General features: G+C 40.1%; 12 protein-coding genes. 7 read left to right on the top strand and 5 right to left on the bottom strand.

What is annotated here, in order from left to right:
• Window positions 1–2: 2 nt before the first annotated feature.
• From E6C50_RS08115 to E6C50_RS08105, 3 genes are all read right to left on the bottom strand, one after another.
• Window positions 3–614: a phosphorylase family protein gene (locus E6C50_RS08115; protein ID WP_136402701.1), complete on the bottom strand. Its 612-nt coding sequence runs from the start codon at window positions 612–614 to the stop codon at window positions 3–5.
• Between the two features lie 185 nt (window positions 615–799).
• Window positions 800–976, bottom strand: a complete 177-nt coding sequence (locus E6C50_RS08110) for a histone H1 (RefSeq protein WP_136402700.1) — start codon at window positions 974–976, stop codon at window positions 800–802.
• 125 nt (window positions 977–1,101) lie between these two features.
• The gene (locus tag E6C50_RS08105) at window positions 1,102–2,013 is read right to left on the bottom strand and encodes an NAD(P)/FAD-dependent oxidoreductase (protein ID WP_136402699.1); all 912 of its coding nucleotides are present in this window, start codon (window positions 2,011–2,013) and stop codon (window positions 1,102–1,104) included.
• A 529-nt stretch (window positions 2,014–2,542) separates the two neighbouring features.
• Between E6C50_RS08105 and E6C50_RS08100 the strand changes: the two genes are divergently transcribed.
• The 6 genes from E6C50_RS08100 to E6C50_RS08075 all read left to right on the top strand — a co-directional run bounded on the left by E6C50_RS08100 (window position 2,543) and on the right by E6C50_RS08075 (window position 8,292).
• Window positions 2,543–3,517 carry a ribonucleotide-diphosphate reductase subunit beta gene (locus tag E6C50_RS08100; protein ID WP_136402698.1) on the top strand — a complete coding sequence of 325 codons (975 nt, stop codon included), beginning with the start codon at window positions 2,543–2,545 and terminating at the stop codon, window positions 3,515–3,517.
• 15 nt (window positions 3,518–3,532) lie between these two features.
• The gene (locus tag E6C50_RS08095) at window positions 3,533–5,233 is read left to right on the top strand and encodes a ribonucleoside-diphosphate reductase subunit alpha (protein ID WP_136402697.1); all 1,701 of its coding nucleotides are present in this window, start codon (window positions 3,533–3,535) and stop codon (window positions 5,231–5,233) included.
• A 145-nt stretch (window positions 5,234–5,378) separates the two neighbouring features.
• Entirely contained in the window at window positions 5,379–6,020 is a 642-nt protein-coding gene (locus tag E6C50_RS08090) for a FadR/GntR family transcriptional regulator (protein WP_136402696.1), read from the top strand.
• A gap of 109 nt (window positions 6,021–6,129) precedes the next feature.
• The gene (locus E6C50_RS08085; protein ID WP_136402695.1) at window positions 6,130–6,963 is read left to right on the top strand and encodes a sulfite exporter TauE/SafE family protein; all 834 of its coding nucleotides are present in this window, start codon (window positions 6,130–6,132) and stop codon (window positions 6,961–6,963) included.
• Window positions 6,964–6,975: 12 nt separating this feature from the next.
• The gene (locus tag E6C50_RS08080; protein ID WP_136402694.1) at window positions 6,976–7,362 is read left to right on the top strand and encodes a DUF1634 domain-containing protein; all 387 of its coding nucleotides are present in this window, start codon (window positions 6,976–6,978) and stop codon (window positions 7,360–7,362) included.
• A 78-nt stretch (window positions 7,363–7,440) separates the two neighbouring features.
• Window positions 7,441–8,292, top strand: a complete 852-nt coding sequence (locus tag E6C50_RS08075; RefSeq protein ID WP_136402693.1) for an aldo/keto reductase — start codon at window positions 7,441–7,443, stop codon at window positions 8,290–8,292.
• Between the two features lie 42 nt (window positions 8,293–8,334).
• On the opposite strand, the gene dapB is transcribed toward E6C50_RS08075, so the two are convergent.
• Window positions 8,335–9,135: a 4-hydroxy-tetrahydrodipicolinate reductase gene (gene dapB, locus E6C50_RS08070; RefSeq protein ID WP_136402692.1), complete on the bottom strand. Its 801-nt coding sequence runs from the start codon at window positions 9,133–9,135 to the stop codon at window positions 8,335–8,337.
• A gap of 202 nt (window positions 9,136–9,337) precedes the next feature.
• Between dapB and E6C50_RS08065 the strand changes: the two genes are divergently transcribed.
• Complete coding sequence (locus tag E6C50_RS08065) at window positions 9,338–10,234, top strand: 3-hydroxyacyl-CoA dehydrogenase (RefSeq protein ID WP_136402691.1); 897 nt, start codon at window positions 9,338–9,340, stop codon at window positions 10,232–10,234.
• Window positions 10,235–11,055: 821 nt separating this feature from the next.
• Here the strand turns inward: E6C50_RS08065 and E6C50_RS08060 are convergent.
• Window positions 11,056–12,750 (bottom strand): T9SS type A sorting domain-containing protein, encoded by a 1,695-nt coding sequence (locus tag E6C50_RS08060; RefSeq protein ID WP_168732770.1) that lies wholly within the window; start codon window positions 12,748–12,750, stop codon window positions 11,056–11,058.
• Between the last annotated feature and the right edge of the window lie 58 nt (window positions 12,751–12,808).

The raw sequence follows: 12,808 nt of genomic DNA, 5'->3' as shown, positions 1-12,808 counted from the left end.
CTTTATACGATTGGTTGTGAAGTGACAGCGATCGAATCCAACACTTTTTTAAAAGCTATTGCTGCGTTATGCACCTGAATTGTCCAGTCTTCCGCTGCAGCACCATCAGCACCATCCGAAATGTATTTTAAACATAAAAACGGAATCTGTTCCTGCTTCGCAATCAGTGCCATCGCATAAGCCTCCATGTCCACAACGGTATAATCGGTTGTATCGTGATTGGTTTCAAAATTGTCGCCGGTTCCACAAATTCCTTCCGGTAAACCCGGAATTGTTAATCCGTATTCCAACACGATGTCCTCATCCGAAAGTGGGGTTTTATACAAATCAAATCCCAATCCTCTTACATCCATATCCCGTTGGATAAAACGGGTACAATTTACTACAGTTCCTTTTGTAAAGGTAGTACTCCCAGCCGATCCCAGATTTATGATCAACTCTGGTCGGTTTCGCTGAATTTCACGGGTCAAATGATAGGCTGCGTTGACTTTCCCAATACCAACAAAAAGGGTTTTCTCGTCTTGAAACAGTTCTCCTGCTTCGGAATTTAGTGCAAATACATAAAGGGGATTCTCCTTTAGTAATTGCGTTATCGTCTTGGATTGGGTTTGCATGGTTTTACTATTTATGGTGGAAATAAACTGTAATGTCTAATTCCTGTTTTGGTCCGACAAAGATACAGAAACAACTGTTTTTATACCGATTCCTCCAAAAACAAAATGCCACCGGTAGTCCGGTGGCATTCGATGTTGTTATAACCTTGTGCATTTATAAATGAAAATACACCTGCTATAGCTTCTTATTTTTTAGATTCTTCTACAGATACTTTTCTGAACTCTTTTAATAATTTGCTTAGTTCTAAAGCAGATTTACGAGCTCTTGTTCCTGCAGCTTTATTTCCTTTTTCAACTTGTAATTCTGACTCGGCTTTGAATGCATCAATTTCGGCGTTGATCTTCGTTAATAAGTCTTTCATAATATTATATTTTGTTAAAAATTAAAAAACAAAAATAGCATTTTAAGGTTAGGAAAAAAGCTTCCGGATGGGTTAATTTTACTTTTATTACCCATTTAAAGCATTAATCACTAAAAATCAACACCTTACCACTTAACAAAATCTTCCGTCACCAGATCATTATTGATAAAAGCTCCGGCCTGAGTGCCTGTAGCGACAGCAACTGACACGGTTCGCATGCTGCAACAATCGCCTGATGCATATACCCCTTCAATAGTCGTTTTAAAAGATGAATCTACTTTTAGTAAGCCTATTTCATTTATTTCGCAGCCCAATGTTTCCGGTAACGGGCAATTTTGTGTGAATTCCGGGCGGAAATAGACCACCTGAAGCGGCACACTGCTCTGATCTTGAAACACGATCTTTTTTAATTTCCCTTGCTCATGTTCGAGGGAAGCAATCTCTTTTTCAATAATCGCAATTGAATTGCTTTTTATTCTTTGTTCCTGTATCTCTGTAAGTGTCGATTTTCCATTGGTATAAATCGTCAGCTTTTTGGTCCAGTTAAAGATAAGTTGTGCATAATGAAAGGCTACATCTCCATTGGCGATGATTCCGGTTGGTTGTCCCTTTACTTCATATCCATGACAGTACGGACAATGTAATACCGAAATACCCCAACAAGCTGCGAAGCCATTATTATCCGGAAAGTTATCTTTTAAACCGGTAGCAAATAACAGTCGTCTGGCGGTAAAAACGCTACCGTCATCCGTCTTGATTTCAAAATTCCCGGCTGTTTTTTTAGCTTCTGTTGCACGACCCTTATAAAAACGGATCGTTTCGTAACGGCTAACCTGTTCCCTGGCAATTGCGGCAATATGTTGTGGCGTTTCTCCGTCGTGTGTCAGGAAATTATGGGAATGTGGCGTTTGCTGGTTGCAGGGTTTTCCATCGTCCAGAACCAATACCTGTCGCAAAGCCCGTCCCAGACTCATTGCAGCGGATAAACCGGAGTAACTTCCTCCTACAATAATAACATCATAAGTCGTTTTTGTCATAGCTTTTATGTTTTATATAGAAATATCAGGACAAAAAAATATCCTTTCGGGAACAAAAATACAATTATTTTAATAAACGCAACTTAATTGCATTTAATTTCATAACTGTTTGATTCCAAACAACAAATAAGAATACGGCTACAAGCCACTTATTTAAAATCATTTTAGATAAAATCGTCTTATCTGACTTCTATTTTATATTGGAACAAAATAGCTCCGGATACAAACTGTTGATAAGTCGTTTTAAAAGGTAAAAACGAATCAAGGAAAAATCTGTTTATAACTTTTTTCCGATACCGGATAAGCTGCCACAATCCTACTACTTTCCGTAAAATTATCTGCTGTTGATAACTCTTTTTTACACGTTCCATACAGGCTGTTAATAAAACATCCGGATTTCTTTCTTAAATCTTTTGACCAAAAATCAGGCTTGTCGTACCTTTGAAAAAATACCGGACAAGCTTATTTCCGATCGAAAAAAAGCCCGACCCTACCTCCCCAAATCAGGTTCAATTTTAATTCTATATATATGTCAATTTTCGATAAACGAATCAACTATAAACCATTTGAGTACCCGGAAGTACTACAATTTACAGAAGCTATCAACAAATCGTACTGGGTACACAGTGAGGTTGATTTTACAGCCGACACGCAGGATTTTCACTCGCATCTGAGTTCATCCGAAAAAACGGCAATCAAACATAGTTTACTGGCTATTGCACAAATTGAAGTGGCCGTAAAAAGTTTTTGGGGCAATATTTATGAACATTTCCCGAAACCGGAATTCAACGGATTGGGTAGCACCTTTGCCGAATGTGAGTTTCGCCATTCGGAAGCGTATTCCCGTTTATTGGAAGTGTTGGGCTATAACGACGAATTCGAAAAATTACTGGACATTCCCGTAATCATGCAACGGGTAAACTATTTGTCGAAAGTATTGCAGGACACCCGTTCAGAAGACAATAAAAAATATGTCGTGGCATTGATTTTGTTTAGTATCCTGATCGAAAATGTATCGTTATTTAGTCAGTTTGCGATTATTCTTGCCTTTACCCGTTTTAAAGGCTATATGAAAAACGTAAGCAACATTATTGCCTGGACTTCAGTTGACGAACAGGTTCATGCTAATGCCGGTATTTATATCGTAAACAAAATTCGCGAAGAACATCCGGAATATTTTGACGCGGAAACCATCGACCTGATTCGCGAAAGTGTTAAAGATTCCATCAACGTTGAATCGGATATACTGGACTGGATCTTTGAAGAAGGTGAAATTGAAATCATTAAAAAACACGATTTGGTGAATTTTATGAAGTTCCGTATCGATGAAAGTCTTAGTCAGATTGGCATAGAGAAAGTATTCTATGTGTCTCCGGAAGACTATCAGGCTATGGCATGGTTTGAAGAAGAAGTATTCGCGAATAGTTTGGATGATTTCTTCGCTAAACGTCCGGTTGACTATACCAAACATGACAAAAGTATTACCGCTAACGATTTATTTTAATTTGAGTTTTTAAACATGCTGCAAGATATCCCACAAACCAATAACGAAATCGCAACCGACAATGCGCCCTTACCAAAATTATGGTGGAAAAATTCAGAAAGTGAACAAATTTTAAACCGGGGTTACCTTTTAAAAGGAGAAACCGTAGAAGGTGCCATTGACCGGATTTGTAGCGCTGCGGCACGTCGTTTGTTCCGCCCGGAACTAAAAGAATCGTTTCAGGAAATGATCGAACGCGGTTGGATGAGTATCAGTTCACCGGTTTGGGCCAATATGGGAACCGAAAGAGGGTTGCCGATCTCCTGTTTTAACGTACACGTTCCCGATCATATCGAAGGAATTACCCATAAATTGGGCGAAGTGATCATGCAAACCAAAATCGGAGGCGGTACTTCGGGTTATTTCGGAGAGTTACGCGAACGCGGCAGTGCCGTAACCGACAACGGGAAAAGTAGCGGGTCTGTTAGTTTTATGAAACTATTCGACACTGCTATGGATACCATTTCTCAGGGCGGGGTTCGCCGGGGTGCCTTTGCTGCTTATCTTGATATTGATCATCCAGATATCGAAGAGTTTTTAAAAATTAAAAACATTGGAAATCCAATTCAAAACCTGTTTACCGGAGTTTGCGTACCGGATTACTGGATGCAGGAAATGATTGACGGTGATACCGAAAAACGCCATGTTTGGGCCAAAGTACTCGAAAGCCGTCAGCAAAAAGGACTTCCGTATATTTTCTTTTCCGATAATGTGAATAAAAATAAACCGCAGGTCTATAAAGATCTCAACATGCGTATCAATGCCAGTAATCTGTGTAGCGAGATCATGTTGCCATCTACAAAGGATGAATCGTTTATCTGCTGCTTGTCATCGATGAATCTGGAATTATATGAGGAATGGAAAGATACCGAAGCCGTTAAACTGGCTATCTTTTTCCTGGATGCCGTATTACAGGAGTTTATCGAAAAAACGGAAGGAAATTATTACCTGACCGCTGCAAACAAATTCGCGAAAAGACACCGTGCTCTAGGACTAGGTGTACTAGGATGGCATTCATACCTGCAAAAGAACATGATTCCGTTTGAAGGTATGGAAGCCAAAATGAAAACCACCGAAATTTTCAAACATATCAGTGATAAAGCCGATAAGGCAACTCAGGAGCTGGCACGTATTTACGGTGAACCGGAATTGCTAAAAGGATACGGTCGTCGTAATACCACTACGTTAGCTATTGCTCCTACCACATCCTCTTCGGCCATTTTGGGACAAACCTCTCCTGGAATTGAACCGTTTAGCAGTAACTATTATAAAGCCGGACTTTCCAAAGGGAATTTTATGCGTAAAAATAAATACCTTAAAAAACTATTGGAGGAAAAAGGGCTGGATAACGAAGAAATATGGCGTGGTATTATGCTAAATGGTGGTAGTGTGCAACACATTACAGAGTTGTCACAACAGGAAAAGGATGTTTTTAAAACCTTTAAAGAAATCAGTCAGTTGGAGATTGTTCAACAAGCGGCTATCCGTCAGAAGTTTGTGGACCAGGCGCAAAGTCTAAACCTGAATATTCCCTCGGAATTGCCTATCAAAGAGGTCAATAGCCTGCTGATTGAAGCCTGGAAACTGGGCGTTAAAACCTTATATTACCAACGCAGTCAAAGTGTTTCCAAAGAATTTATCACCAATCTGGTGAGTTGCAGTAGCTGCGAATCGTAAAAACAGATAAAAAACCAATACGGTTTTAATTTAAAAGGACTTTATTAGCATTAATAAAGTCCTTTTTTAGTACTCTTTCATAAATCCCTCCTAAAAACATCCGTCTTATCGCTAAAACATCTTATGTTTGCATAAAATAAGGCTTATGAAACTGTATACCAGGATTGTCAACAGTATTAAAGAAGATATTGCCAACGGAGTTTACCAACCCGGTGAAAAAATTCCTGCCGAACCGGAATTAATGCAAAAATATGGTGTAGGTCGCTCCACCATACGGGAAGCCATTAAAACACTGGCCATCTCGGGAATCCTTAAAGTCAAACAAGGTTCCGGTACTACGGTAACTAGCAATTACCAGGAACTAAATATGGAACAACGCTTGCAACGGGCTGATTTTAAAGATGTCAATGCCGTTCGAAAACTGTTGGAAGAAGAAATCATACGCCTCGCAACTGCCAACCGGACAGACACACAATTGGTCGAAATCACACACTGTCTGGAACGTCGGAAAACAGCCATACTCGCCGAAAACCCAGAGGAATGTGCCAATGCCGATATCGATTTTCATATGGCGATTGCTTTTGCCTCCGGAAATAAGGTACTCGCCGAATTATACTATGGCTTTACCGTGATTCTGCGCAATTTCTTTGCTGCCCGCGAGCCGAAAGGAATCAGTCAGTTTGCGATGAACCATCACCTGCACGAACAGTTGCTGGAAGCACTAAAATCACAACAGGAAGCCGCCGGAATCGCTACACTCCGAAAAATACTGAATCAGAATCCGTAAACTCCGGTGTTAAAATTAGTGCAAAAAATTCCAAAACATCATATGTTTAAATAAAAGAGCGTATGTTTGTATTGAATTAGCACGATTACAAATTAAAAACCGCTATATTATGTCTGTACTAACCTTTACCCTAATCCTTTTATTGGGAGCCTATCTGGCTGGTCTTTTGGGATCGCTAACCGGTTTGGGCGGTGGTGTTGTCGTTATTCCCCTATTAACACTGGCTTTTGGTGTGGATATCCGTTATGCTATCGGAGCGGCTTTATTGGCTTCAATCGCTACCTCATCGGGATCGGCCAGTGCGTATGTAAAAGAAGGAATTACCAATATCCGACTGGGTATGTTTCTCGAAATTGCTACCACCATTGGAGCCGTTATCGGGGCATTGATAGCCGTGTATACGCCTACCAATACGATTGCCATTTTATTTGGATGCGTCCTGATTTTCTCCGCTGCGATGACGTTGCGAAAAAAAAATCAATCCGCTTTGACTGAAGGTAGTCCGCTTTCTTATAAATTGAAATTAAACAGTACCTATCCCACTCCAAACGGAGAAGTTCCGTATAAACTCAAAAATATCGGAGCCGGTTTTTCAATTATGACCGTAGCCGGTGTACTTTCGGGTTTACTGGGAATTGGTTCCGGCGCTTTAAAAGTATTAGCGATGGATGCGACCATGCATATCCCATTTAAAGTGAGTACGACCACGAGTAACTTTATGATTGGTGTTACGGCCGCAGCGAGTGCTGTTGTTTACTTACAACGCGGTTATATGGATCCGGGAATTGCTTTTCCGGTGATCATCGGTGTATTGGCCGGTGCTTTTACGGGTTCAAAACTCCTCACCCGAATGGATCCGAAAGTATTGCGAATTATTTTCTGTGTGGCGATCACTTTTGTCGCATTGGAAATGATTTATAACGGTTATCATCATAAATTTTAAAAACGACGCCTTATGAAAAAACATATTTCAGATACCGATGTACAGCAACTGGTGGGAAAAGTGTTGCGTTATGGCGTTTTAACAGCCTGTTTTCTGGCGATTGCCGGCGGGGTCGCTTATCTGGCACATCATGGCGGATCGGCTGTTCCTTCCTATCATACTTTTCAGGGAGAAGGTGCAGCATATACCACTTTCGAAGGGATTCTTAAAGGTGCCATGGCATTAAATCCTACCGAGATCATACAGTTTGGCGTTTTGGCATTGATTGCAACACCAATCCTGCGCGTGGTACTCTCACTATTTGCTTTTATTCTTGAAAAAGACAAAATGTATATCGTCATTACTTTAATCGTTCTCAGTATTATTATGACCAGCATTTTTGGAGGATTAAAGGTATAATACAACACGAATTTAACATCTCTTTACCTTTGAATTGGTACATTTGAATTGATCATAAATCTATAAATCACAACAATCATGCATAAAAGCATCCCAGATTATACCCTTAACAACGGTGTTACCATTCCGGAAATTGGTTTCGGAACCTGGCAAACTCCCGACGGAGCGACCGCAGTACTGGCTGTACAATCGGCTTTGGAAAACGGTTATCGTCATATCGATACCGCTGCGATCTACGGAAACGAAAAAAGTATTGGTCAGGCGATTGCAGATTCAGGAATCGACCGTAAAGAATTGTTTATTACCAGTAAGCTTTGGAATTCCGAGCGTGGTTATGAAAGTACTTTAAAGGCTTTTGAAAAGACATTAAGCGACTTACAAACGGATTACCTGGATTTATACCTGATTCACTGGCCGGCAAATGCCAAACAATTTTCCGACTGGAAGCAAAAAAATGCCGATACCTGGCGTGCTTTCGAAACATTATATCAGGACGGAAAAATCAAAGCGATCGGATTGAGTAATTTTATGGTACATCATCTGGAAGCCTTATTGGAAACAGCTACCGTGAAACCGGTGATCAACCAAATCGAATACCATCCGGGTTATTTACAGATGGAAGTTGTGGCATTTTGTAAAGCAAACGACATTTTGATCGAAGCCTGGTCGCCACTGGGAACCGGAAAAATGCTTAACGATCCTACTTTATTGGAAATCGCATCAAATTACAATGTTTCGGTGGCACAATTGTGTATCCGCTGGTGCTTACAAAACGGAACCCTGCCATTACCGAAATCGGTTACTCCGGAGCGAATCAAACAAAATCTAAACGTATACCATTTCGAAATTTCGGAAAGCGATATGAAACGTATCGATGCCCTGCCCTATATTGGCGGATCGGGCTTGCTTCCCGACGAAGTGGCTTTCTAGCTAACTATAGCCCTGATCGGTAACCGATCAGGGCTACTTTTATCAATCCATTACGCTATCCAATCCCCTTTTAAAACCGGTAAAGCTACTTACTTTTTTAATCGCCAGTATACCGCCTTTTACATAAGGTTCGGCTCCGGTTCCGGAATCATGACGGATCGTAAGTCGTTCGTCTGTAAGTCCGAAAATGGTTTCGACCGAAATGGTATAACTGGGCAAACGTAATGCATGTACGCGTACACCATTCATTTTGGCACCCCAAACTTCCGGTGGTCCTACCCGATCGGCTTCAGCAACTGTTTCATTCGGAACCTGTACTTCCGACAGTCTTTTTACCAGTTCGCGTACCGTACCGCTTGGCGCATCCACTTTTCGATCATCGGCATAATCGATCACTTCAAAATTCGGAATATACTTTGCTGCCATCTCCGAAAATTTCTGTAGTAAGACCGCAGTAATCGCAAAATTTCCCACTGCAAGTACCGCCACCTTATGTTCATCCGCCAGTGCTGCTATCTCATTATAATCCGCATCGGTTAGACCAGAAGTTCCGATTACAACATGAACACCTTTACGAATAGCTGTTATAACATTTGTTTTGGCACTATCGGGTTGGGTAAATTCGACGAAAACATCACAGTTTACAGCATTCAATGCCTCCGAAGCGGTTTCATATACCGGAACTGGAGCCGTTTCCAATCCTAATAGCTCCGAAAGATTCTGCCCTTTTGCTTTTCTTGAAATTCCGGCAACCAATTCCAATTCCGGATCGGTTGCCACGCCACGGCTCAACGCTGAACCTGCCCATCCGGTGGCACCGGCTATACACACTTTTATTTTCATCGTTTTTTCTTTTAAAGTTACGGTTTTTACAGCAGTCGTATCCTCATTAAAAAAGCAACTTTTTATTTTTAAAACACATATTCTGTTTTCGGTTTTTGATCCAAATTATGTAATTTTAACTTGATATAATTTCCAATTGCTATCCCGGAAATCATAAAAATCAATACTGCATAAAACTCGATATAACTAAAAAATATTCATCATGCCGATTCAAATTGTAACTGTAGCCGGAAGTGGTGTTTTGGGAGCGCAAATCGCGTTTCAAACAGCATTCCACGGCTATACCGTAAATGTTTATGACATCAGCGAGGCACTACTGGAGAAAGCCAAAGTAACGTTTCAAAAACTGGGAGAAGCCTATAAGCAAGATCTGAAAGCAACGTCAGATCAAATTCAAAAAGCTATTGGAAACATTCGTTATTTTTCCGATTTAGGTAAGGCAGTTGCCGACAGTGATCTGCTCATTGAAGCCGTTCCTGAAAATCCGGAAATCAAAATTGATTTCTATCAAAAACTGGCTACCGTAGCGCCTCAAAAGACCATTTTTGCGTCAAACTCGTCCACCTTATTACCAAGTCAGTTTGCAGCTGCTACCGGCCGGCCGGAACGTTTTTTAGCATTACATTTTGCCAATGAAATATGGAAACACAATACTGCTGAAATCATGGGACATCCGGGAACCAGTTCTCAGGTTTTTGATACAGTTGTCGCTTTTGCTAAATCGATCGGAATGGTGGCTTTACCTTTACATAAAGAACAACCGGGTTATATTGTGAACTCTTTACTGGTACCTTTGTTGGGTGCCGGACTCGGACTTTTGGTAAGAGGTGTCGCCGATGTGGAAACCATCGATAAAACCTGGATGGTGGCAACCGGTGCGCCTGTTGGTCCTTTTGGTATATTGGATGTCGTAGGAATCACTACGGCCTATAATATTAATAAAATTGCAGCCGAAAAGACCAAAAACGGCCACGAACAAAAAGTGGTGGACTATCTGAAAACCCATTTTATCGATACTGGAAAACTGGGTGTCGCCACCGGTGAAGGGTTTTATAAATACCCTAATCCGTCCTATATTGACCCTGATTTTCTAAAGTAGCCCTTTTGATTTTATTCCTGATTTGGCTAACTTTATAAAACAATCCCTCTCGGCAATTTTATGTCAGAGGGATTTTTTATTTCTGCTTTTATGCAAACGTTGGCATCTGCCTGTCATTTAAAACTTATCCTTATGTCAAAAATTACCTTTTTATTTCTTTTGTATGCTATGTTTGTTACTTACAACTATTAGTTGTAGTACTCATGACAATACCTCTTTGGGAAACAATTCAAAAGAAAATTCTATTCTTTGTGCTGTAAAAATCATTTCTACTGCACCACTAGTTATAGAATCTAAATTATATGACGTAGTCAAGGCTCTTAATACAGATACAAATCAATACACCGAAATTATTATAAAAAAAATGTATCGTCAAAGCCTACTTAATCCTTCTTCCCGAAAAAAATTTCCATCAAGATCCGGATATAAGTTGCAACAGAAATACAATGGAGGCTGTTGGATCTATGGATATTATGATATCCACAACAATTTCACTCCCGCAAGTCCGGCTACACAAGTTCTTAACAACAAATGCTTTGGCGGCCTATATGCAAAATAAATGAAGATGAAGTATTTAGTTCTAATTATCATTGCTTTATTCTCTTCTTGTATGATCCATAAAGATATTCCTTATATCAGAAAAGATATCGATCTTAGTAAAATATTGGATAGCAGCCCTGTTTATTATCAACTTATTAATACCCCTCTTTATTATAGTAAAGTCCCTATTCAAAACGATACAATTCCTATTCCCCAGAAATAACTTATTCACACCTGACAGGTTTTTAAAACCTGTCAGGTGTAGGATCTGTCGGGGCTTGCTATTCTTTTATAATTTTTATCACAGCCGTTTTTGATTCGTTATCCGATAGCTGTAGTATATAAATGCCTTTTGTAAGCTCACTAACATCAATCGATCCGGTTTCAGGTCGGATCATTCCACTTGTTATTTTAGCTCCCAAAACATTATATACTGTATAGCTGGTGTAAGCTTCCGGTTGGTTGATAAACAATTGATCTTTGACAGGGTTTGGATACACCTGAACTTTATTCGCATTCCAGTCGGTCGTACTTAATGGTTCGTAATACAATTTCGCCAGGTACAAATCGTAATTATTTTCCGATTTTGTCACCGTCTGGTTTCCAAAAGTCATCGTCGGATTATTAAACGTACCACAGATATACAACTCGTTTTGCGATTTACAAACAAGATTCAACGTATTATTTATATTAAGCGAAGCGGCTTTTCTGGCCCAAACAGCATCGCCTCCGGGTGTATATTTTACAACAAAAACAGCTCCATCCGGAACAACAGCGTTTGTCAGTTGTACTCCGTTTCCAAAATTTAACTGGGCATTACCAAAGGTTCCCGCTGTATACACGTTATTATTTCCATCAATATCCATCGAATGAATCGCATTATAACCCGAACCGGAATTGGCAGCTTTAGCCCAAAGTACATTTCCATTTGTATCATATTTTACAAGAAATTGTTGGGAGCCACCACTTGCACTCAATATTGCACTTCCAAAACTTACTGTATTCGAAAAATAACCGGCCGCATATATATTGTTGTTTAAATCGGTTTTTACAGCCAGCGTACAGGTGCCGTTATCGTAACTGCTGCCGGCATTACGAGCCCAGATTTCGTTTCCGTTGCTGTCGTATTTCACCAGATACATGTTGAAATTATAATTATAGGTTGTGGTCTTTGTCAATGTTATGGTTCCAAAACGAATGGTATTACATCCAAAATGACCTCCGGCATATACATTACCATTCGTATCTACATCAAGCCCAAAGGGTATGATTCCCGTGTAATGCGCCTCATTACTTTGAGACGCTTTCGCCCAAAGGTAGTTCCCCTGACTATTCATTTTGGCAACATATGTTCTATACGATGAGCCCGAACCCGCACTGTTATAGTCTTCATAATTTAATGTGATCGCTCCCATCTGTATCGAAGGGGTATTAAAAAATCCCGTGAGATAAATATTTTCAGCATTATCTGTTTTAATCATACGAATTACCGTTCCTGAAGAATCGTTGGTAACTTTTTTGGCGAAAATAAGGTTTCCATTCGTGTCGAATTTTGCGATAAAATTTCCGGCTACTCCGGATGGGTCGGCAGTTAAAGTAACGGAATCGAAGGTAATCGTATCTAAAAATCCACCGGCTATATAGAAATTGCCCGCTGTATCGGTTGTAATCGCGGTGGCCTGATCCACTCTCGGACCGCCATAGGCTTTGGCCCATACCACATTCCCTTGATTGTCGTATTTTACAATAGCAATATCCGAATAATAATAGGATGGACTATCGTTGTATACGGTTATGTTTCCGAAGGTTATCGATGGTGTTATAAAATCGGTAATCACAATACTGTTTCCATTAGGATCGACTGCAGTAAATTGTTTTACGCTATTATAATGTATGCCCATACTACGAGCCCAATGCCAGTCGGGAATCTGTGAAAAGGCAATTTGCACACCAAAAAAAGCTATTAAAAGGATCATTTTTTGCATTGCAGCTTCTAATTATGATTATAACGATCAGACTTCTATAGTCCGATCC

Origin of the sequence: Flavobacterium supellecticarium (genome assembly GCF_004801375.1) — a bacterium.
GTDB lineage: Bacteria > Bacteroidota > Bacteroidia > Flavobacteriales > Flavobacteriaceae > Flavobacterium > Flavobacterium supellecticarium.
The sequence above is the reverse complement of the archived record's forward strand: the minus strand, read 5'-3'. Positions and strand labels throughout refer to the sequence as shown.